The sequence below is a fragment of the Acinetobacter calcoaceticus genome (genome assembly GCF_016508255.1).
In the GTDB taxonomy this organism is placed as follows: Bacteria; Pseudomonadota; Gammaproteobacteria; order Pseudomonadales; family Moraxellaceae; genus Acinetobacter; species Acinetobacter calcoaceticus_E.
Window position 1 is genome coordinate 197710 of the sequence record NZ_JADVKT010000006.1, and the last position, 23625, is coordinate 221334.

At 38.2% G+C, this 23625-nt stretch carries 17 protein-coding genes and 2 pseudogenes; 7 read left to right on the forward strand and 12 right to left on the reverse strand.

The window, feature by feature from the left end; translation table 11 throughout:
* Positions 1-140: 140 nt before the first annotated feature.
* Together I5515_RS13280 and I5515_RS13285 are read right to left on the reverse strand one after the other, a co-directional pair.
* Positions 141-1328 (reverse strand): ammonium transporter, encoded by a 1188-nt coding sequence (locus I5515_RS13280; protein ID WP_199967615.1) that lies wholly within the window; start codon positions 1326-1328, stop codon positions 141-143.
* A 303-nt stretch (positions 1329-1631) separates the two neighbouring features.
* On the reverse strand, positions 1632-2516 hold the full coding sequence (locus tag I5515_RS13285) for a LysR family transcriptional regulator (RefSeq protein WP_199967621.1): 885 nt from the start codon (positions 2514-2516) through the stop codon (positions 1632-1634).
* A gap of 115 nt (positions 2517-2631) precedes the next feature.
* Here I5515_RS13285 and I5515_RS13290 point away from each other — a divergent pair.
* A pseudogene (locus tag I5515_RS13290) lies at positions 2632-3204 on the forward strand (AEC family transporter); the annotation flags it as partial.
* A gap of 2 nt (positions 3205-3206) precedes the next feature.
* Here I5515_RS13290 and I5515_RS13295 read toward each other — a convergent pair.
* Both I5515_RS13295 and I5515_RS13300 read right to left on the reverse strand, forming a co-directional pair.
* Positions 3207-4928: an acyltransferase family protein gene (locus I5515_RS13295; protein WP_199967738.1), complete on the reverse strand. Its 1722-nt coding sequence runs from the start codon at positions 4926-4928 to the stop codon at positions 3207-3209.
* A gap of 466 nt (positions 4929-5394) precedes the next feature.
* A pseudogene (locus I5515_RS13300) lies at positions 5395-5709 on the reverse strand (LysR family transcriptional regulator); the annotation flags it as partial.
* A 115-nt stretch (positions 5710-5824) separates the two neighbouring features.
* Between I5515_RS13300 and I5515_RS13305 the strand changes: the two are divergent.
* The 3 genes from I5515_RS13305 to I5515_RS13315 all read left to right on the forward strand — a co-directional run bounded on the left by I5515_RS13305 (position 5825) and on the right by I5515_RS13315 (position 8646).
* Complete coding sequence (locus I5515_RS13305; protein WP_199967625.1) at positions 5825-6730, forward strand: AEC family transporter; 906 nt, start codon at positions 5825-5827, stop codon at positions 6728-6730.
* A 124-nt stretch (positions 6731-6854) separates the two neighbouring features.
* Positions 6855-7859 carry a molecular chaperone DnaJ gene (locus I5515_RS13310; protein WP_199967626.1) on the forward strand — a complete coding sequence of 335 codons (1005 nt, stop codon included), beginning with the start codon at positions 6855-6857 and terminating at the stop codon, positions 7857-7859.
* A gap of 184 nt (positions 7860-8043) precedes the next feature.
* The gene (locus I5515_RS13315; RefSeq protein ID WP_199967627.1) at positions 8044-8646 is read left to right on the forward strand and encodes a hypothetical protein; all 603 of its coding nucleotides are present in this window, start codon (positions 8044-8046) and stop codon (positions 8644-8646) included.
* A gap of 186 nt (positions 8647-8832) precedes the next feature.
* Here the strand turns inward: I5515_RS13315 and I5515_RS13320 are convergent, their stop codons facing one another.
* Positions 8833-11730, reverse strand: a complete 2898-nt coding sequence (locus tag I5515_RS13320) for a valine--tRNA ligase (protein ID WP_199967634.1) — start codon at positions 11728-11730, stop codon at positions 8833-8835.
* A gap of 196 nt (positions 11731-11926) precedes the next feature.
* On the opposite strand from I5515_RS13320, the gene I5515_RS13325 reads away from it, so the two are divergent.
* Genes I5515_RS13325 through I5515_RS13335 form a run of 3 tightly spaced genes read left to right on the forward strand, consistent with a single transcriptional unit; the run spans position 11927 to position 13927 of the window.
* A complete protein-coding gene (locus I5515_RS13325) occupies positions 11927-12604 on the forward strand; it encodes a hypothetical protein (protein ID WP_199967643.1) in 678 nt (225 codons plus the stop codon).
* Between the two features lie 27 nt (positions 12605-12631).
* Positions 12632-13438, forward strand: a complete 807-nt coding sequence (locus tag I5515_RS13330; RefSeq protein WP_199967651.1) for an SDR family NAD(P)-dependent oxidoreductase — start codon at positions 12632-12634, stop codon at positions 13436-13438.
* Positions 13439-13492: 54 nt separating this feature from the next.
* Positions 13493-13927, forward strand: coding sequence for a nuclear transport factor 2 family protein (locus I5515_RS13335; protein ID WP_199967653.1), 435 nt, complete (start codon positions 13493-13495; stop codon positions 13925-13927).
* Here the strand turns inward: I5515_RS13335 and I5515_RS13340 are convergent.
* The 7 genes from I5515_RS13340 to I5515_RS13370 all read right to left on the reverse strand — a co-directional run bounded on the left by I5515_RS13340 (position 13924) and on the right by I5515_RS13370 (position 23615).
* Positions 13924-14358, reverse strand: coding sequence for a YbjQ family protein (locus I5515_RS13340; protein WP_199967654.1), 435 nt, complete (start codon positions 14356-14358; stop codon positions 13924-13926). The genes I5515_RS13335 and I5515_RS13340 overlap by 4 nt on opposite strands.
* Before the next feature lie 7 nt (positions 14359-14365).
* Positions 14366-14716, reverse strand: a complete 351-nt coding sequence (locus tag I5515_RS13345; protein ID WP_199967657.1) for a YbjQ family protein — start codon at positions 14714-14716, stop codon at positions 14366-14368.
* Between the two features lie 110 nt (positions 14717-14826).
* Positions 14827-16281 (reverse strand): multidrug efflux RND transporter outer membrane channel subunit AdeK, encoded by a 1455-nt coding sequence (gene adeK, locus I5515_RS13350; protein ID WP_199967739.1) that lies wholly within the window; start codon positions 16279-16281, stop codon positions 14827-14829.
* Positions 16281-19457, reverse strand: a complete 3177-nt coding sequence (adeJ, locus tag I5515_RS13355) for a multidrug efflux RND transporter permease subunit AdeJ (protein ID WP_199967659.1) — start codon at positions 19455-19457, stop codon at positions 16281-16283. Before adeJ ends, adeK begins: the two co-directional genes overlap by 1 nt.
* A gap of 12 nt (positions 19458-19469) precedes the next feature.
* Positions 19470-20720 (reverse strand): multidrug efflux RND transporter periplasmic adaptor subunit AdeI, encoded by a 1251-nt coding sequence (adeI, locus tag I5515_RS13360; RefSeq protein ID WP_199967661.1) that lies wholly within the window; start codon positions 20718-20720, stop codon positions 19470-19472.
* 39 nt (positions 20721-20759) lie between these two features.
* Positions 20760-21371, reverse strand: coding sequence for a phosphatase PAP2 family protein (locus tag I5515_RS13365; protein ID WP_199967663.1), 612 nt, complete (start codon positions 21369-21371; stop codon positions 20760-20762).
* Between the two features lie 183 nt (positions 21372-21554).
* Positions 21555-23615, reverse strand: a complete 2061-nt coding sequence (locus tag I5515_RS13370; protein ID WP_199967666.1) for a site-specific recombinase — start codon at positions 23613-23615, stop codon at positions 21555-21557.
* Positions 23616-23625: the final 10 nt, after the last annotated feature.

Here is a 23625-nt window from a genome sequence, read left to right on the forward strand (position 1 = left end):
ATATTTTTCAGCAGTCTAAATTGATTGAGTAACGAATTGAAAGCATACTTTTTAATCAATAGTAAGTGTTTTATTTAAAATTTTATTTATAGAGCGTATTGATAAGCAGGATATTTTGATCCTGCTTATCAATTGTTGAGTTAGAACATACCTTCTTCAGAGTTTGCAGAAATTTTATGAATAGATAAGTCTGCACCTCTAAACTCATCTTCTTGAGATAAACGAATGCCAATGGTTGCTTTAAGTAAGCCGTAAACAATAAAGCCACCAGCGAGCGCAATGGAAATCGCGAGTAATGTACCAATCAGTTGCGAGAAGAATGAAACACCGCCTAAACCGCCAAGCCACTTTTGGCCGAATAGCCCCACTGCAATACCACCGAATGCACCACATACGCCATGTAATGGCCATACACCTAACACATCATCAATTTTGAGTTTGTTTTGTGTGTAGGTAAATAGATACACAAACATTGCTCCAGCTGCACCTCCAATCACAAGCGCACTTATGGGATGAACAATGTCAGAACCCGCACAGATTGCCACTAAACCAGCAAGTGGACCGTTGTGTAAGAAACCGGGGTCATTTTTTCCAATCGCATTTGCTGTAATGGTTCCACCCACCATTGCCATAAGTGAGTTAATCGCAACTAGGCCAGAAATAGCATCAAGGCGTTGAGCACTCATGACATTAAAGCCAAACCAGCCAACAATTAAAATCCATGAACCAAGTGCCAAAAATGGAATAGAAGACGGTGGGTGAGCACTTACACGACCATCTTTCTTATAACGACCAGAACGTGCCCCTAATAAAATAACTGCAGCAAGTGCAATCCAACCGCCCATCGCGTGTACTACGACTGAACCGGCAAAGTCATGGAAAGCTGCGCCAAAGGTCGTTTCTAACCATTTTTGCAGACCGTAGTTACCGTTCCAGACCATCCCTTCGAAAAATGGATAAACCAGACCAACTAAAGCGAGTGTTGCGATGGCTTGAGAACGCATTTTTGCACGTTCAGCAATACCACCCGAAATAATGGCAGGAATAGCCGCAGCAAATGTGAGTAAAAAGAAACAACGCATGAGGTTGTAGCCATGATCACTTGCGAGGCTTGTACCATCATGGAAGAAATGCTGACCATAAGAAATGTAGTAGCCAACAAAGAAATATGCGATTGCAGAGAGGGCAAAATCAGTCAGAATTTTACTCAGTGCGTTCACCTGATTTTTATGGCGTACCGTACCAAGTTCCAAGAATGCAAAACCTGCGTGCATGGCAAGAACCAAAACTGCACCAAGTAATAAGAAAAATAGATCTACATTTTGCATAGCATGCTCGAAAAAAGTGCTAAATTCCATTTTGGAACAAATCTGGGTCTGTAAATTGCACCAAAATAGACTTAAGGAATCTAAAAACCTAAGTTTGTCGAAACAAACTCAATTGCATAAAAATGAATATGCAATAAGCGCACCAATTTGGAGTTAAATGGTGAGCATTGATGATAGGTGGTGCATCAATTTGTTCGAAATAGAGCAGTTATAGAGCTTTTTTATAATAAAAGTCATGTAATGCGGCGATAAAATGACCTGAAATGGCTCGTTATTAAGTTTCTAAAAATTATCCGTATTCATTTAATGATCTGACCAAACTGCTTGAGCAACTTCAATAAATGCTTTAACGGCTGGACTGATATGCTTCTTGTTTTTTACTGCGAGTCCAATAGAACGTTTAAGATTCGGTTTAAAAGGGCGTTTAACTACGTTTGGATAGAGTGAGAGTAATTCTTTGGTAATCACCATGTCCGATACAATTGAAACCCCTAACTGGTTGTGAACCATGCTCACGATGCTTAGAATTTGTGACACATAAAATTTGATGTCTGGTTTCACATTAAAGTTTTTTAAAATTAATTCGACCTGATGCCTACTACCCGCCATTGTCATGATAAATGGGCAGTTTTCTAGGTGTGCTGGATCAATATAGAGTTGTTGCGCGAGCGGGTAACTACTCGGAATTAGGGCAACAAAACGGTCTTCAATTAAGGGAAACGTATCGAATCGCTCATCTGGCATAATCAAAAAACCGACTTCTATGCGCCGTTCTAATAACCACTGAGCAACTTCTTTATCTTCACCTTCATCAATATAAATTTCGATTTTAGGGTAGCGCTGCCGAAAGATTTCTAAAATTTCAGGCAATAGATAAATGGATGATGATGCCCCAAAAGACCCAATACGTAACGTACCTTCGTTTAAACCATGAATTGCAGCCACTTCTTTTTCCAAAGTATGGGAAATGCTCAATAGTTCTTTTACATGGGTCAATAACTGCTGACCTGTCGTGGTGAGTTCAATATCACTTTGAGTTCTTGAAATGAGGTTAATGCCCCATTGTTGTTCTAATGACTTCAGTGCATGAGAAACTGCCGACTGTGAAATTCCCAGCTTTTCTGCAGTAGCCGTAAAGCTTTTTAGTTCAGCAATAAGTGCGAAAATTTCAAGCTGGGTAAATGTCATGTTGTACTTATTATGAGTAAAAACTCATTTTATCATGAGTTTTCATTATCTTTAATATATGAGTAAGCCAAGGTAGTTGCCAAACAGCAAGCCTCAACAAAACTCGAGTAAAGAAATGAATAGCATTGTTTTATCTCTTTTTCCTTTAGTTGCATTAATTGCATCGGGATACTTATTCAAAAAATATCGTTTTTTTAGCGATGAGTTTTGGGCGGGGGCAGAGAAGCTTAATTACTATATTTTATTTCCCGCTTTACTTTTCAGTACGCTATCAACCGCGAAAATTGACTTACAAAGTTTGAGTACAGCCATTATTGCGATGTTGATTGTGGTTTTTGCTGTAACCGTCTTTTTATACATACTCCGAATGTTTTGGCACATACCACCTGCACGTTTTGGTGTGCATGTACAAAGTATGGTTCGTTTTAATACTTATATTGGTTTGGCTTTAGTGACTTCGCTTTTTAAAAGTGAAGGAATGGCAATTCTGGCAATTTTATTGGCGCTTTGCATTCCACTGGTAAACGTTATTTCGGTGCTTGCTTTAACTTCTAAAGAACACATGGCAATTAAACCTGTTTTGATTGCACTCCTTAAAAACCCTTTAATTGCATCATGTGTAGTCGGGGCAACAGTCAATGCGCTTCATATCCCAATTTGGGAAGGCTTTACTCAGTTTATTAAGCTTATTTAATTGAATATATCTGCAAATGAGGTGCTTTTTATAATATTGTTTCCAAAATATATAGCACCATATTTGGTTAAATGTGCTCTATCTGTACTTAACATTAGACCTTGGTCATCTGTAATTGGAATTTTATTTCCAACTAATATGGGTTTTAATAATGAAATGTAATTTTCTGATGGAATTATATTACTCATGTCATTATCCATTTTAATAAATTTTTCTGAAATTGGATTATATTGATTTGCTAGATCTTCTTTAGGTAAACGGATCAACCAATTTAAATTGTAACCAAAATCTTTAATCCCTATGTAATATAATTTTTTCTGATTTTGATAAGTATATTTAATATTTAAATCCACACATTTTTTAGAATATTCATGATTGAAAGAAAAAACAATTATATTTGCTTGATAATATAGTTTTTCAGATGGATTAATGCATTCAAGAAAGTCATCTCTATAAATTATCTCAACATTGTTAGTTTTGAATGTTTCTAATACTATGTTGATGAAATCTCTGCCGAATGAATTACCTACAATTAATAATTTTTTCCTTGAATCACTACTAAAGATTTTCTTTTTAAATGAGTATATTCTTTCATTGTATATTCGTTTATCAAGGTCTTCTATTTTTATATTGTGATCAAATATGCGACCTGGAATTCCATAATTTTTATTTAAAATAACTCCAGAAATTATAAAAAAAAGACTTCCTATAATTGCTAGTGAAAAAACTACATTCTGTGAAAAGATTTTTTTATTTCTAAATGGAGTTTCTATATATTTGAAAGATATATAAGATATAAAGAATATAAAGAATATAGTAGTCACAAAGGTTAATGTGCTTGGTTCTTTAATAGAATATATTCTTAATAATGAAAAAATTGGTTGATGGTAAAGGTATAGGCTGTAGCTTAATAAACCAATAAATACTATTGGTTTAAGACTTAATAACTTATATACTATAGTATTTTCTTTTGAAAAAACAATAACTAAACAAGTCCCAATAGTAGGTAGTAAAAGGTAATAACTAGGAGATAAAATTGTATTATTAAATGTAAATATTGATATTAATATAAGAGATATTCCTATAAAGCTTAATATGTTGCAGGAGATAAAGTTTTTATTGTTAATTATTTTTTTATTAAGTAGAATTGTTAAGCTACCTCCTAGGGTTATTTCCCAAGCACGTGTCGGTAGTATATAGAAAGCTATATTTGGAGATTTATTAACAAACCAAACAGCAAAAAAAAGACTACTAAAAAATATTAATATAAACATCCAAAGAATCTTGTATTTAAAAAACCTCCATGCGAATATATATAATATAGGAGTTATAATGTAATACTGCTCTTCTACGCCAAGACTCCAAGTATGAAGTAGTGGTTTAAATTCACTTGATAAATCCCAATAACCACTAGTTAATGATAATAAAATATTATTTGAAAATAATGTAGTAGCTACAAGAGATTGCCCAAAGTTTTTATACTCATCAGGCATCATTGTAAAATATCCTGTAACTAAGCTAAGTAACATTACAGAAAATAATGCGGGTAAAATCCTTCTTGCTCTTCTATCATAAAAGTTTATAATAGAAAATTTATCATTTTTAAGTTCAGATAGAATAATTGTTGTTATTAAATAACCGCTTATTACAAAGAAAATATCTACACCGATAAATCCACCACTAAAAATATTTAATCCTGCATGAAAAAAAAATGACAGGTAATACTGCTAGAGTTCTTAAGCCATCTATATCTGGTCTATAATTCATAATATTTTAGTTTTAAAAATTTATAGCACATAATAAACACATATATCAGCTTATTTCAAGTATTTCATGGTGATTAAAAACCTATTTATACAACTAATACAGTTAAAGCAGTATATAGTCAGTTTCATAAAGTTACCAAGACTAAAGCAGTTTTTCTTTATATTGACGAAATGCGCAATGCTAGTCAAAAATTGGGGCAGACTGTAGTTCAAGTGTCAATAATTAACTTAGTTCTCTACTCTTAGTATTTTTCACACTCTCAAATTGCTCCTTAAAATCTAATTTTTTATCAGCAACCCCAAATTAAATATAAAATTATTCGATAATATAAATGAATTTTTTGGTGTAAATGTTTGATTATAAATGATAATATAGGAATTTTTTAGCTTTAAAAATTTTCTTTACTTAGTACCTCCTAAAAATAGAGGATGAAGCCCTAAAAGAGCCAATATGTAATGTGCCTTCGTTTAAACCATGAATTGCAGCCACTTCTTTTTCCAAAGTATGGGAAATGCTCAATAGTTCTTTTACATGGGTCAATAACTGCTGACCTGTCGTGGTGAGTTCAATATCACTTTGAGTTCTTGAAATGAGGTTAATGCCCCATTGTTGTTCTAATGACTTCAGTGCATGAGAAACTGCCGACTGTGAAATTCCCAGCTTTTCTGCAGTAGCCGTAAAGCTTTTTAGTTCAGCAATAAGTGCGAAAATTTCAAGCTGGGTAAATGTCATGTTGTACTTATTATGAGTAAAAACTCATTTTATCATGAGTTTTCATTATCTTTAATATATGAGTAAGCCAAGGTAGTTGCCAAACAGCAAGCCTCAACAAAACTCGAGTAAAGAAATGAATAGCATTGTTTTATCTCTTTTTCCTTTAGTTGCATTAATTGCATCGGGATACTTATTCAAAAAATATCGTTTTTTTAGCGATGAGTTTTGGGCGGGGGCAGAGAAGCTTAATTACTATATTTTATTTCCCGCTTTACTTTTCAGTACGCTATCAACCGCGAAAATTGACTTACAAAGTTTGAGTACAGCCATTATTGCGATGTTGATTGTGGTTTTTGCTGTAACCGTCTTTTTATACATACTCCGAATGTTTTGGCACATACCACCTGCACGTTTTGGTGTGCATGTACAAAGTATGGTTCGTTTTAATACTTATATTGGTTTGGCTTTAGTGACTTCGCTTTTTAAAAGTGAAGGAATGGCAATTCTGGCAATTTTATTGGCGCTTTGCATTCCACTGGTAAACGTTATTTCGGTGCTTGCTTTAACTTCTAAAGAACACATGGCAATTAAACCTGTTTTGATTGCACTCCTTAAAAACCCTTTAATTGCATCATGTGTAGTCGGGGCAACAGTCAATGCGCTTCATATCCCGATTTGGGAAGGCTTTACTCAGTTTATTAAGCTTTTTTCAGTGTCTAGTTTGCCCTTGGGTTTGTTATGTGTTGGTGCAGCTTTACAGTTTATGCAAATTAAAAAAGACATTGTGGTGTTGGCAGCAGACACATTTGCACGACTTTTAGCAGTGCCTGCTTTGGCTTACGCGGTCTGCATGTGGTTTGGTTTACCAAACTTACAAATACAAATTTTAGTCATTTTCTTTGCGCTACCGACTGCTTCAGCTTCATACATTTTAACTAAAGTTTTGGGCGGCGATAGTCAGCTCATGGCAGCCGTGATTAGCTTTCAAACCTTGTGTGCTGCCGTGACTTTACCATTAGTGATTTGGTGGATTTCTTAAGGTATAACTTAGATAAGTCGTATTCTATTCTAAAAATGAATAGGCTGATTCTGAGTTAAGGAATGCTTTGCTACCTTCCTTATCTGATTATTGCTACACTTTTTTCTTTTTCAGGTGGATGGGTATGTCCTTTGATCTCAAAGTGAGCTTGCAGCAAAGGTCTGAACCGTCTGCACAGCAGAAAAAACTGAATCGCCTGATTGATAAAATAGAACAGCAAAAAGTTAGCCTGAGCACATGGCAAAATGCACAAGCTGAGATTCAACAGCACATTCGGCAAAAACTGATGCCTGTGTATAGCGATTTACATGAAGTCTTATTTCAACAGTTGGATCAACTTTGGAATATGTTGCATAGCCATGAGTTTTCCAAAGCGGATATGCAACAACTAGATGAAAAAATTGCCCAGCTTGCACGTATGTTGAAGCGCTCCAAAATGCTGTCTGCTGAACAATTGGAGTTAGTGAAGCAGATCGATACCTTTTATCAGCAACATGCGGGGGAGTCAGTAAAAAAGAATAAAAAAGCTCAGTCAATAAAATCTGAATACGATGAAAGTGCAGAGTTAGAAGAAGACTTTGAACAGTATGCTGCCGAGCAACAACAAGCGCGGGAACAAGCCAAACAGCAAAGACAACAACAAAAACGGGAACAAGCTGAGCAAATGGCAGCCCAGTCACTCAAAACAGTCTATTTAAAAATTGCCGCGATGATTCACCCAGACCGTGAGCAGGAAGAAATAAAGAAACAGGAAAAAACTGAGTTGTTTCAACAAGTAAGTCAGGCCTACGAAAAGCAGGATTTGTTTTACTTACTGAAACTCCAGTTACAGCTTGAACAGAATAAAGGGCTAGGCGCTAAAGAACTATCTACTGAGCAGTTGCGGTTTTATAAACTGGCTTTGGATGCACAAAGTCAGCAGCTTGAAAGCCAAATTGCTGAGATTTTGGATTCTTTTCAGTTAGCGAAGACTGTAAAAGTAGAACATGTACACATTAGTGATGTTTATAAAACTGTAGATGCGGACTGCGCTGAGTTAAAGCAGCAATTGAAGTGGGAAAAGGAGCGTTTAAAGCACATGAAAAAAGTGAGTGGAGTAGAGATGTTGTTGGGGCATGGGGTGCTTTAGTTTCTTTGGCAAACTCTCTAAAATTATTAATTAATAACACCAATAATTAACTTTCAGAATTTATATGGTGCTGTGAGATTAGTAGTGATGATTTGGGGAATTTTAAAAAATTGGGGGCTATTTAAATATAGCTGTAAGAAATTAGGCCTATGGGGGCCTTTTCTAGTTTTGAAGTTGAGTTTTTATGCTAAAAAAATTTTTAAGTATAATTTTAATGTTAGTAATTTATGTCTTTATTTCAATTGTAAGTTTTTTAATTGTAATAATTTTTTTAGTATGTATGGCGGATAATTTTTTTGAAGAGAGTTTAAATAAGAAAAGATTGAAAAATAGTATTTTATATGATCATAAAATCTTTCCTAATCTGACAGAATCAATATTTTTTTATCAAAGGCTAGATTCATCTGACGATGGTTATTGGATTGTAGTCTATCCCTTAGATAATAAAACTAAAGTAAATTTTTTATCTAAAAAGCAGTTGCAAGGCCAGAAGAAAATTACCTATTTAACAGTTGAATGTATTAAGCCAACTATAAAAAAACGTTGGAAAACATTTAACTCCAACATTCATTATGTTCAACCACCTGAATTGCTAAGGGATCATGATGATTTTGAAAGACATGATTCTTTTAATGTATATGGTGCAGAAAAAAATATTGGTTTAGTTGAACAAGTTTGCCAGCAAGATAAATTTATTATTTTAGAAGAAAGTCAGAAAAATGATCACTTATATTGGGCAATCTCTGCAAATGGAAAACTATTATTTAGTGTGTATAAAATTGATTGATATTTTTAATACATTAAATTAATAGGTTAAGATTTTATTGAATTTATATTTTTGATCAATATTTGACTTGGTTATCTAATAGGTTTATATCAAAGCTTGAAAATATATGTCTTTCTGAACTAAGTTGTAATTATTTCCAATAAAAATCCCCTCAAGTGAGGGGATTTTTTGAATCAGATCACTGCATTAAAGTGCAGCAATTTGTTCCATATTCGCTTTAACTTTCTCTAACTGAGCAGCAAACTCAGCAAGCTTCGCTTTTTCACCTTCAACAACCGCTGCTGGTGCTTTAGATACAAAGCCTTCGTTTGCAAGTTTGCCCGCGATTTGATCATGTTGCTTTTGGATTTTGTCTAAATCTTTTTGCAAACGAGCAAGCTCAGCTTTAGGGTCAATTAAGCCTTTCATTGGTACAAATACCGATGCATGGCTAACAACGCTAGAGCAAGACAAAGGTGGTTCTTGGTCTTTATTCAAGAATTCAATGCTTTCAACTTTAGCCAAAGCTTTGAACAATGCTTCAATACGAATGATTTGTTCACGTTCAGCGTCAGACGTGTTTTGAAGTAATACTGGCAACAAGCGCGCATTACCTAAGCCCAACTCACCACGAATGTTACGTACCGCACCGATCAAACCTTGAAGCCATTGCATATCTGCTTCAGCTTGTTCGTTGATTTTTGCTTGCTCAGGAATAGGGTATTGAGCAGTCATAATCGTTGGGCCGCCTTGACCAAGCATTGGTGCAAGAGTCTGCCAGATTTCTTCTGTCAAATAGGGCATTAATGGATGAGCCAAACGTAATGAAGCCTCCATTACTGCAAGTAATACACGACGTACTTCAGCTTTACGCTCTTCTGCAACTTCTGCATCGTTAAGGACTGGTTTAGTTAACTCAACGTACCAGTCACAGTATTCATTCCAGATAAAATCATAAATCGCTTGAGCAGCAAGGTCTAAACGGTAAGTTGCAAACGCTTGATGTACAGCAGCTTCAGCTTTTTGTAGGCGGCTCATGATCCATTGTTCTGGAAGTTCCCAAAGATCTGGGCGCGCTTGTTGACCAACAGTTTGACCTTCAACATTCATCAGAACGAAACGAGTTGCGTTCCAGATTTTGTTACAGAAGTTACGGTAGCCTTCAACACGTTTTAAGTCGAACTTGATGTCACGGCCAGTGTTTGCAAGTGCACAGAACGTGAAACGAACTGCGTCAGTACCATAAGCATTAATGCCTTCTGGGAACTCTTTACGCGTTGATTTTTCAATCTTCGCTGCATCTTTCGGGTTCATTAGGCCAGTTGTACGTTTAGCAACTAAGCTTTCTAAATCAATACCGTCAATCAAGTCTAATGGGTCAAGTACGTTACCTTTAGACTTCGACATTTTTTGACCTTCACCATCACGTACCAAGCCGTGAACGTAAACAGTCTTAAATGGAACTTGAGATGAACCATCTTCATTTTTCATGAAGTGTAGGGTCATCATGATCATGCGGGCAACCCAGAAGAAAATGATGTCAAAACCAGTCACCAACACATCTGTTGGGTGGAAGGTTTTAAGGAAATCATTTAGTTCATCTTTTTTGTCGTCGCCAGTCCAACCCAAAGTTGAGAAAGTCCAAAGTGCAGATGAGAACCATGTATCAAGAACATCTTCGTCTTGTTTAAGTTCAACGTCAGCAGCAAGGTTGTTTTTTGTACGAACTTCTTCTTCGTTACGACCTACATAGATATTGCCATTTGCATCGTACCAAGCTGGAATACGGTGACCCCACCAAAGCTGACGTGAAATACACCAGTCTTGAATGTCACGCATCCACGCCATGTACATGTTGCTGTACTGCTCTGGAACAAACTTAATACGGCCATCTTGAACTGCTTCAATTGCAGGTTCAGCAAGAGGCGCAATTTTTACGTACCATTGGTCAGTGAGTAATGGCTCAATGATCACGCCTGAACGGTCGCCACGCGGAGCTTTTAAGTCATACGGTTGGATTTGATCTAACCAGCCTTCAGCTTCCGCTTCCGCAACTAACTTTTTACGTGCTGCAAAACGTTCTAAACCAGCGTATTCCGCAGGTGCAGTAATGGTTTTAGAAATTTGTTCGCCAGCTTTTGCAATATATTCAAACTCACCTAAAACTTCGGCATTTTTGTTGAAGATATTAATGATTGGCAAGCTATTGCGTTTACCTAGGTCATAGTCGTTAAAGTCATGAGCAGGGGTAATTTTTACACAGCCAGTACCAAAGTCTTTTTCAACGTAATCGTCAGCAACGATCGGAATTAAACGGCCCGTAATTGGCAATACAATGTTTTTACCAACAAGGTGTGCATAACGCTCATCTTCAGGGTGAACAGCAACCGCAGTATCACCAAGTAAAGTTTCAGGACGAGTCGTTGCAACAACTAGATAGTCTTTGCCATCTTGAGTTTTAACTGATTTGTCTTCAAAGAAATATTTAAAGTGCCAAAGTGAGCCTTTTTCTTCTTTGCTTTCCACTTCAAGGTCAGAAAGAGCAGTTTGAAGTTTAGGGTCCCAGTTTACAAGACGCTTACCACGGTAAATTAAACCATCTTCGTGCAAACGAACGAAGACTTCTTTAACTGCGTTTGATAAACCTTCATCCATCGTGAAGCGTTCACGTGACCAGTCTACCGAAGAACCTAAGCGACGAATTTGTTTAGTAATCGTGCCGCCAGATTGTTCTTTCCATTCCCAAACTTTTTCGATGAACTTTTCACGGCCTAAATCGTGACGAGTTACACCTTGTAAGCCAAGTTGACGCTCAACAACCATTTGAGTTGCAATACCCGCATGGTCTGTACCCGGTTGCCACAAAGTATTTTTACCCATCATACGGTTATAACGGGTAAGGGCATCCATAATGGCATTGTTAAAGCCATGGCCCATGTGCAAACTACCTGTGACGTTTGGTGGTGGAATCATGATACAGAATGATTCACCGTGACCAGAAGGTTTGAAGTAACCTTGTTCTTCCCACGTTTGGTACCACTTCTTTTCGATCTCGGTTGGATCGTACGTGGTCGCAATATTTTGAGCGGTTTGAGCGTCAGTCATAGTAGCTTAGATCGAATATGCATAAAAAATTGCACCTATTGTAGCAAAAAAATGCCTCGAAATTAATGTGCTGAAAACAGATAAACGGTTTTGTATTTTTTTCAAAAAACGGTAGATTTATGAAAGATGGGTCACAATTTAATCGTGTATGCACACGGCACAAAAATTACAAAAGAATTGAAAAAGGATGTTGCTCATGAGTTATGAAGTTTTTTTGAAAATTTCCGATTCAACTTATACACAATTTGAGGCTATTCGGCAGAAACTGCATGATGGAGTAAGCCAAAGTCAGGCAAAACCCTTAGGCGATGTACTCTCTGATCTTTCTTGTGAAATTATTGAGCAGGTTTTTTCGGTACTTTTGCAGCAAGGACAAGGAAGTACCACCATGTCTCCAAAACAGCAGGCTGAATCTGAAAAAGTGGTTCAGCAGGTTTTAGAGACTTTTCGTAAATATATGCCTTGGTCGGTTTCATTCTTTGGAAATGAGCGTCTTTTACCTTTAGTTGACTACATGACAGCCCTAATGAAAGAACGAGGGCAGCAAATTTATATTACCTATCCAGTTACCCTCCAGCTCGTACAACAAGCTCAAAACCTTAAGGAGCAAATTCGTGATGGTAATATGCAAAGTATCGCGGCAGCTTTTGAAACCTTAATACAAATTGTAGATTTAGGCGTAACAAGCCTAGTACGTGAACCTAAAAAACGTTTAAAATTTAACTTAGTTGTCGATAAAACCCTAAATGGGGTGATCAACATGACGACGCATTTGGGCTATAAACGTTTGGAAAAGTTAGGTACACAGGTCGATCAGACCACAGCAACTCATTATATCAACCACTTTTTGGCCTTCATGCATCAAGCAGCATAATTTAAAAAGATAATAGGAACATAAAGCATGGCCAAACTTGATACTTTGCAAAATAAAGTGGTATGGATTACGGGAGCATCTTCTGGTCTGGGTAAGGCCTTAGCTGGTGAGTTGGCTTTGCAAGGGGCAGAAGTGATTTTGACTTCGCGTCGTTTTGAAGAGTTAGAAGAGGTTCGGGTTGGTTTATTGAACCCAGATCATCATTTGTCTGTGGTTGCAGATATTACTAATGAAAAGCAAGTTCAAGAAGCTTACGAGCAGATTTTAAAAGCAAAAGGGCGAATTGACTGGCTCGTTAATAATGCAGGTTTGAGCCAACGCGCTTTAATCGAAGACACCACCATGGCAACAGAAAGAGCCATTATGGAAGTCGACTATTTCTCACAAGTGGCATTAACCAAAACTGTGCTTCCGACCATGCTAAAACAAAAGTCTGGCCGAGTTGTATTTGTCTCTAGTGTAGCAGGGCTATTAGGTACTCAATACCGTGCAAGTTATTCGGCTGCTAAAGCTGCAATTCATATGTGGGCTAATAGCTTACGAGCAGAAGTTGCAGATCAGGGTGTTGAAGTTTCTGTTATTTTCCCAGGCTTTGTAAAAACTAACGTTTCGTTCAATGCGCTAAATGGTGCTGGGCAACCTCAAGGTCATCAAGATGAGGCTATCGAGAATGGTTTAGAGGCAGATGTATTTGCAGAACAGTCAGTTAAGGCGTTAATGCAAGGACAAGAATATATAGTAGTGGGTGGGACCAAGGAAAAATTGGGTGTGATGGTTTCTCGGATGTCACCAAAATTACTCTATAAAATGATACGAAAAACAAAAGTGAAATAAAAAAGAGATTTCGCCGTGCTAAATTGATGGAAAAACCCACATAGAAGGTTCACCATGGATCAAGATTATCACCGTATTTTAGAGGTCATCACGCGTTTTCAATTGGTCTTTGATCAGAAAAATTGGGACGCTTTTGATGAGTTATTGGCCGATCAACTTGAGGTGGACTATTTTCAGTTTAGAGGAGAGCCTTTGTGTGTTGTGTCTTGTCATGACTATAAAGGTTCTCGGCAGCAAGCTTTATCCCATTTACGATTACAGCATAATTTGAGTAATCCAATTATTCGGATTGAACAAGATCAAGCATGGTTAGAATGTAATTATCAAATTTACCGTTTTTCGGAAAATGATTATTTTCATTCTTTTGGCCGCTATTACTTCACTTTGGCAAAACAACAGGGCAGTTGGAAAATTACTGGAATTTGCCAACATTTAACTAAAAATATTGGCAATCCACGCATTCATTTTTCTGCTATAGGGCAGTGCTAATCTTTGACCGCTGTACCGTAGGCAAATACTTCGACCATTCCACCTTGCATACCAAGTTCGGTTGTACTCAGCCGAACTCCCATAATATGGTTAGCTCCTGCGGTCTGTGCTTGTTGTTTTAAACGGACAATGGCTTCACGGCGAGCACGTTCAACCACACTTTCATAACTGGTGAGGCGGCCACCCAAAACATTCTTAATGGATGCCAATACATATTTAAAGTAATCATGAGAAATGACCACATTACCACTAATGAAATGGCCCAGTTGATCACTCCTCGCAAAACGATTCGTATCAATTCTAATATGCGCCAACTGTTGCTCTTTTTCTAAAAGTTCTTTCAAGTGTTTTTGTTCAATATGGCGTCCAAAACCCCAACCAATACTGAAAAGAATTAGAAAAATAACAAGCTGAAAAATAAGATTTTCCATTTTCTACCTATGCACTAAATGGGTCGGGTAGATTTGTTGCTTGAGGCTGTACAACCACTGCTGTGCCATATACAAATAATTCAGAAGCACCTTGGGCAATGTTAGAAGTTGAAAAACGAATGCCGACAATTGCATTAGCACCAAGCTGCTGAGCTTTGGCAATCATGCGATCCATCGCTTCTTGGCGGGATTCTTCTAATAACTCGGTATAACCTGTAAGTTCGCCACCCACAATATTTTTTAAACTTGCCATGAGGTCACGGCCCATATGTTTGCTACGGACTGTACTTCCATAAACAACATCTAGCTGTTTTAAAATCTGATAGCCTGGAACACTTTCTAAATTACTCAATAACATTGTTTTTTATCAATCTACATTTCTTAAGGTTCCAAGATAAAAAATATCTAGTTGAGTTGCAATAAAAAAAGCCCACCGAAGTGAGCTTTTATAAATAGTTTATTTAAAACTTATTGCTTTTTAAGTTCAGCACTTGATGGTTGATTAACCACTGTATCTGAAGAGTTCGCTTTTAAACCACCACCTAGAGTTTTGTACAACTCGATTTGGTTGTTTAAGTTTGCTTGTTGAAGCAATAACAAACCTTGTTCTGCTGAATAAGATGAACGCTGTGCATCAAGAACAGTCAGGTAACTATCAATACCTGCACGGAAGCGGGCATTTGAAAGTGTGTAGTTGCGGTTAGTTGCTTCTACCAGACGTTGCTGTGCTGTTAAACGATCACCAATATTGGCACGAGTTGCAAGCGCATCATTGACTTCACGGAACGCAGACTGAACTGATTTTTCATAATCAGACAATGCAATTTTCTGATCAGTTTCAGAAATTTTTACATTCGCACGACGTGTGCCCCAGTCAAAGATTGGCAAATCTAAGCTTGGGCCAATTGACCATGCAAAACCACCAGACTTAAATAGATCACTTAAGTCAGTTGATGCATAACCAGCTGAACCCGTTAAGCTAATGGTTGGGAATAAACGCGCTTTTGCAGCACCAATATTCGCACCCGCAGCGCTTAAGTTATATTCAGCTGCTTTTACATCTGGACGGTTATTTAACAGGTCACTCGGTAAGCCAGCAGTGAACACATTTTGTTGAGCAACGCGTTTTACAGGTTGTGTTGGCAACAAGTTTTGTGTAACTGGTTGACCTACTAGCAAGTTCAACAAGTTTTGTGCTTGAGCAATTTGAGTTTTGTAGTTCGCTACATCATTACGCGCAGTTTCTACTGAAATCTGTGCCTGACGTAATGGAACTTCACTGTCGATACCCACATCAAAACGTTTTTTGTTTAGATTGTAAGAATCTTGCTGTGCTTTAAGTGTTTGCTCTGCAAGTCTTAAATTCGCTGTTGCGAACGAGTAATTTAACCATGCTTGAGCAACTTGGCTAATCAGACTGATTTGAGTCGAATCACGCGCACTTTGTGTTGAAAGGTAACTATCTAAAGCAGCATCTTTTAGACTACGAACACGACCCCAGAAATCAAGCTCATAAGCAGTTACACCCAAGCCTACTTGATAAGTAGAGTAGGGGTTATTCGGATCACGGCTTGGCGTAACCTGACGAACTGCACTACCACTTGCTCCGATTGTTGGAAGCTGGTTGTTCTTCGTAATCTGATATTGCTCTTGAGCACGTTCAATATTGAGCGTTGCTTTACGTAAATCACGGTTATTGGCAAGAGCCAAGTCAATTACTTCAAGCAAACGCGGGTCAGCAAAGAACTGTTTATAGCCCTGTTCAGCAATAGATGTACCAGAAGCGCTGTTATATGCATAGCTCTGTGGAATATCGGTTTTCACGACTGGTTCTGGGCCGCGCATGCTTTGACAAGCTGCCAAAGCAAGCGCAAGTGCAGATACCGCAATGCTACGACCTGAAATAGACCATACTTTTTGCATCACGATTTATGCTCCTGAGTGTTTATGGTTTTTGGTTTGTACTTAAAGATACTACGAATCCACACATAGAATACAGGGATAAAGAAGATACCTAAGAACGTTGCACTGAGTACGCCACCAAGTACACCGAAGCCGACTGAGTGCTGACTTCCGGCACCAGCACCTGTTGAAAGGGCAAGTGGAAGTACACCGAAACCGAAGGCAAGGGTGGTCATGATAATTGGACGTAAACGCATTTTTGCAGCATGTAAAGTTGCATCAAGTAGGTCTTCACCTTTCTCTTGAAGCTCTTTAGCAAATTCAACGATCAAGATCGCATTTTTCGCAGAAAGACCGATTACCGCAATCATCGCTACCTGGAAGTAAATGTTATTTGAGAGATTTGGATCTCCTTTAATAATCATACCCACGTAAGTTAATACGACTGCACCAATAATACCGAGTGGTACCACCAGTAAAACCGAGAACGGAATAGACCAGCTTTCATACAATGCAGCCAAGCAAAGGAAAACGATTAACAATGAAAGTGCATAGAGGAATGGAGCTTGAGCACCAGATTCACGTTCTTCAAGTGATAAACCTGTCCATTCATAGTCGAAACCTTGCAAGCCCATAGATGGTAACTTGGCAACAATTTCTTCCATGGCTTTCATTGAGTCACCAGAACTTACACCAGGTGCAGGTGTACCTTGAATGTTAACCGATGACACGCCGTTATAACGTTCAAGACGAGGAGAACCATAGGTCCATTTGCCAGTAGCAAATGCAGAGAACGGTACCATTTCACCTTTGCTATTACGTACATACCACTTGTTTAAGTCTTCAGGCATCATACGGCTACCCGAGTCACCTTGAACATAAACTTTTTTCACACGACCACGGTCAATGAAGTCGTTAATGTATGAACCACCCCATGCAATACGCATAGTGTTGTTAATGTCTGCAATGCTAACGCCCATGGCACCAGCTTGAGCCTGATCTACATTAATTTGATACTGAGGCGTATCTTCCTGACCATTTGGACGTACACCAACAAGACGTTTATCTTGTGATGCCAAACCTAAAATCGTGTTACGTGCGGCAATCAGTTTCTCATGGCCTTGACCACTTGAATCTTTAAGCTGCAAGTTAAATCCGGCAGTTACACCTAATTCAGGCATTGCAGGAAGCTGTAATGGCATAACATATGATGCATCTTTAATGATCATGTTTAATGCCATACCACGCTTGATTAATGCACCAATTTGAGCTTCTGGTGATGTACGCTTGCTCCAGTCTTTCAACTTAACGAAGCCAATACCAGCATTTTGACCAACACCTGTGAATGAGAAACCTGAAACGGTGAAAATAGATTCCACTGTATCTTTTTCATTCATGAAGAAATTTGTCATGGTGTCAATCACTTTACCTGTACGGTCAAGCGTTGCATTTGGTGGTAATTGAACAAGTGTCATGACCACGCCCTGATCTTCTTCTGGTAAGAATGAAGATGGGAGTTTTTGGAACAAAAACACTAATAGGCCAATTACTACAGCATAAAGTACACCAGAGAAGATTTTGCCTTTAAGCATGCGGCTAACACCATTTTGGTAGCTATGCGACATGCGGTCAAAACCGTTGTTAAATCCTCTGAAGAAACGAGCAAAAATATTATTGCTTGGTTCTTTGTTAGGATCATGCTGTTTTAAAATTGTTGCACAAAGTGCAGGGGTGAAGGTTAACGCTACAATTAACGATAAGACCATTGCTGTTACAAGGGTAATCGAGAATTGACGATAGATCACACCAGTTGTACCACCAAAGAAAGCCATCGGTACGAATACCGCTGTCAATACGCTTGTAATACCAATTAACGCGCCAGAAATCTGTTGCATTGATCGTGAAGTGGCCGTGACCGGATCGGTATGCTCTTCACTCATAACACGTTCAACGTTTTCCACTACAACAATAGCGTCATCGACCAGAAGACCAATTGCCAATACCATGGCGAACATGGTTAAGGTGTTAATTGAGAATCCAAAGATATTAATGACAGCAAATGTACCTAATACAACAACAGGTACAGCAAGTGTAGGAATAATGGTTGCACGCCAGTTCTGCAAGAACAAGAACATGACAATGAACACTAAAATTACCGCTTCAATTAATGTGTGTACAACACTTTCAATTGAAAGACGAATAAATGGAGTAGTGTCATAAGCCAGTTTGTCTTGTAGACCCGCAGGGTAGTTCTTACGTAATTCAGCTAAACGGTGTTCAACAGCATCAGCGGTATCAAGTGCGTTAGCACCAGTTGCAATTTTAATTGCAAGACCGCCCGCAGGTTTACCATTAAACTTCGAATCGAACTGATAGTTATCAGAACCTAACTCTACACGAGCAACATCTTTTAAACGAACCTCAGCACCTGATGCTGTGTTCTTTAAGAAGATATTTTTAAATTGCTCAGGTGTTTGCAGCAAACTTTGTGCATTCACTGTTGCGTTAAGCACTTGACCTTGTACCGCTGGTGCTCCACCTAATTGACCTACAGCAACTTGTGAGTTTTGCGCTTGTAAAGCAGTCGCAATATCACTTGGCGTTAACTGATAGTTAGTTAGTTTTGCAGGGTCAAGCCAGATACGCATTGCGTATGAACCACCAAAGACCGTTACCTCACCAACACCAGCAACACGGCTAAGTGGTTCTTTAATTGACGAGTTTACATAATCTTTAATGTCTGAGTCTGAAAGGCTATTATCTGGCGAATAGAATGCAATAACTTGCAAGAAGCTTGCACCAGATTTTGTAACCGTTACACCTTGACGTTGAACGTCTTGAGGTAAAAGAGCAGTTGCAGATTGAAGTTTGTTTTGAACTTGAACCTGTGCAATATCTGGGTCAATACCTTGTTCAAAGTTTAATTGAATAGATGCTTGACCGTTACCCGCACTGTTAGATGAAATATAACGTAAACCATCTAGACCATTCATTTGTTGTTCAATGATCTGGGTTACAGTATTTTCAACAGTCTCAGCTGATGCACCAGGATAAGTTGCAGCAATTGTAACTGTTGGTGGTGCAATCGTTGGATACTGCGCAATAGGCATTTTTGTGAGCGTGAGAATACCCGCCAACATAATGACTAATGCAATCACCCACGCAAAAATGGGGCGATGAATAAAAAATTGTGCCATTCAATCTACCCCTTATGCATTTGAAGATGCTTTCTGTTCTGCTTGAGGTTTACCTGATTGAGCCGGTTTTGTAGCATTTGGAGCTGCACCTTGAGGGTTTGCTGGTTGAGCTTGGTAAGGTTTTGCTGTGACTCCTTGCCCTTCTTTAACTTTGGCAACACCATCAACAATAACTTTATCACCAGCTTTAAGACCGTTAGTCACAATCCAGTTTTGTCCTTGAACACCTGAAGTTTCAACAGGACGGCTCTCAACAGCACCTTTTGCATTAACAGTCATAGCAATTGCTTGGCCTGTCGGTAAACGTGTAATTGCTACTTGAGGAATCAGATAAGCATTTGGAACTACACCCTGAACAATCTGTGCAGTTGTGTACATGCCTGGAAGCAACAAATGGTTCGGGTTTGAGAACACGGCACGTAAAGTAATCGTTCCTGTATCCTGATTAACAGACGCATCAGAGAAAGCTAATTGACCTTCAATCGGATACGTTGAACCATCTTCAAGTTTCAACTTCACTTTTGTGTTGTTGCTGTTGTTCAAGCTGCCTTTGCTGAGTTGTTGACGCAAGCGTAATAACTCGGCACTAGACTGGTTAATGTCAACATAGATTGGATCTAACTGTTGAATTGTCACTAAAGGATCAGTTTGGTTTGCAGTGACTAAAGCACCAGCTGTTACAGAAGAACGTCCAGACTGACCAGAAATTGGTGAGCGAATTGTAGAATAACCAAGATCTACATTTGCATTTGTTACTTGAGCTTTCGCAGCAGAAACTTGTGCTTCGGAAACATTAACCTGACCAAGTAAGTCGTCATATTCTTGTCTTGATACAGCGTTACTCGAAACAAGTTGCTTATAACGGTTTAGCTTAGTACGTAGTGAAGCTAGATTTGCCTGTTGTTGTAAAAGTGATGCTTTTGCATTTTCAAGCGTTGCACGGTTAGTTCGTGAATCAAGTTCATATAGAGCTTGACCTTCGCGAACATAACTTCCTTCAGAAAACAAGCGTTTTAAAATCACGCCACTTGTTTGAGGGCGAACTTCAGAAATTTGATATGCTGAAGTACGACCAGAAAGTTCAACACTTTGTTCAACACTTTGTGGTTGAGCAACAATAACACCTACCTCAGCAGGCGGCATTTTCTGAGTAGCAGCAGCTTGCTGTTTCTCATTGGAGCCTTTGCTACAACCAACAAGTGCGATACTTGTTGCTAATGCGCAAGCAGTAAGGGCAGGAGCCCAAAGCTTAGCCGACATCATTGTTCCACCTCGTTTAGATAAAATCTAAAAATATATTTGTTATCTATTTAACCTACTTTGTGTTTGTGATAACCAGAGCCAAAGCAGGGCAATCCAAATAAAACCTATGCCCCAACCGGCAAGTACATCTGTTGGAAAATGAACTCCAGCATACACTCTTGAAAGTCCCATGCAGATAAACCAAAAACAGGAGATCAAAATGATGTAAGGAGAGTTAATGTTGCGTTTATGACATAAAATTAATATTGCCAGACAAGCTAGTGTTGATGCATAAACACTATGTGCACTTGGGAACGATGCACCATAACTTTCGACAATATGATATGCCTGTGGAGGCCTTGGTCGGTCAACACACCACTTGAGCAGCCAACCCATGGTGATACTGCCAATAACCCCCATGCTAATGAAAATAACAGTAATATATTTTTTATACCATGCTAAATATATACATACCAGAAAGGATAAAAAACATACAAAAGGCATACCACCTATACGTGCAAGAAAGATCGTAATATGGTTAAGATAATCTGAACGATGTTCACTCAAAATTTGAACAGCGAGAAGATCCAAAGATTGAAATCTTGGTACATACAGACCAAGAATACCTAATCCTAAAAAAATACAACCAATAAAAAGCAATATATAGGGCATGTATATACCTTTGCTTATTCAAGCAGTGTCCACTACTGAAAGCCGTTAAAAGTGTACTTGCCAGTACACTTTTTTTCAAGCCTGATAGACCATCGTAAATTCATTTTGAATTTTTTTTAACATTTGGAAAAACAATCACAACAAAATTGACGGAACTCACATTTTGTGTACAAAGCAAAAAAATCAATGTTCTGCTTTTTTTCCACCATTTGATTGAGTGTTTTCTTCAAGTTCTAATGGTTGTTTTGGAGGCCAGAAAAAATCACTTGGGCGAGTGAGGAAATGAGTCATTACCAATTTGGCTAAAGGTTTCCATTGTTCGAAGCGAACTCGACGTGCCCGTAGTGCCACGATAATGGTTAAGGTGAAACTAACGAATAAGTTAGTCAGACCAATACATAATACGCCTAGAAAGGACACGATAATCAATCCGATATCTGGGCTGCCGTTAATTGTCATTAAGCCTTGAATAAAGTTAGCTGAGGCGAAAGCAATATGACGGATATCCAAAGGTAAACCTAGAATAAAGCCTATGGTACCCATACTGCCTAGCATAATCCCGAATAAGAAGTTACCGGCTAAAGCTCCTAAGTTTCGCTCAATATATTCAGCAAAACGGTTGAGGCGATCTTGTCCAAACCAGTTTGCTAAACGGCGATGTGCTTTTAGGCGGGGACCGACTTTGCGGTAAACAGCCATGTTATCGAAGTATCCAGCAATGAGACCTGACAAAAATAAGCAAACTCCAGCGATGGCTGCATGCGGAACTGCCAAAGAGGTGAAAGGATTTAAGCTGTGCAACAAATAAGTTGCTTTAGTATGAGTTAATAAAGGCTCGTCAAGATAGAACTGCCAAGCAAAAGTAATGAGTGCAGCAGTAGGAATCGCAATTGAAATATTGCCTAAAATAGCAATGAATTGTGTTCGAATAATATTAATAATAAGGGCTGCTAACTCTGCAATTTGAGCTGTTTTAGAGCCTTTACGCTGTTGTACTGTTGCAGCGAGGGCCGCAGCAGTCATTGCAGGTTGTTTGGTTGCAACTGTGAAATGCAGAACATGAATTAGAATGAATCCTAAAGAATAATTCATACTGAAAGTAAAGGCTTGCATGAGCGGAGCCATCGTCATTCTTGCTGCAAGAATTTTTAAAGATGCCATGCATGCAATAATGACACCCGCTCCAGCGGCAGCCTTATACATGCCCCAGAAACCTTTTGTGTCGGTACTTACATAATGCTCACCTGTTCGGCTGGCATTTTCAGTGACTTGAAATGCAATAAGTTCACTTGTCGTACTTAATAAAGAGCGAACACTTTTTTCACTGTAGTGCGCTTTTGTTAAATCGGAAATAAGATGCCCTAAAGAAACATATTTTCCTTTAGTGTTATCTACAACCAAATAAAGTAGTAATTCAATTCGGTCGAGACACTGCTCAAGTAAAGATAATAAATAAGTCAAACTTAAGCTGACACCAATTCTTTTGGTGGCACGGCGAATCTTTAAAACCACATCCCGACACTGTTCCAGCATAACAAATGCTTGTGATGCGTCCGGAGGGGAAGTAACTGCAATTTCATGTTCAGAGAGTTCTTGTTTTTTGTACTTTTCGATAAATTCAATAATTTCGCGGTTCTGAACTAAAAATGGTGATTCATATTCAGTTAATTCTGGTTGGGCATTAATAAATTCAGGATAAAGGCCAATTCCACTAATTCGATAAGATAAGACGGTAATTGCTTTAATCATTTCATTTTGAATGACAAGCTTTTCGTCTACATTACTTTGGCTTTGTCCAATAAGACTGAATAAATTTTCCCAATCTTCATCATCAATGTTATTAAGCCAAATTTTGTCACTTTCTAAATAGAAAATTCTTCCAATTAATATTTTGAGTTGGCTTGCATCTTCGATTAACGGTAAAAAATGTGCTCCGAGTCTTTGCCCCAGTTGGTTCCAGAAACCATCTAAAGACAAAATTCCGCTATCGGCATATAAGCTGACTTGCTTATAACGATTAATGAGACGTAATAAAAAAGTTTGCAGTAGAAAGGGGGCTGTAGGTGTGCGTAATAGGCTTTCAATTAAAGCCTGTATTTTTTGCTTAATCTCATCCGTATTATGAGGATCGGATGGGCGAATGTCATTGACTAACTCAATGAGTAGATTTTCGTCAATGACAGCTTGAGTATCCTCAAGCTGTTTCTGTATTTTTAAAAAATGATCTGAGAAATTTATATGCATAGGCAAGATA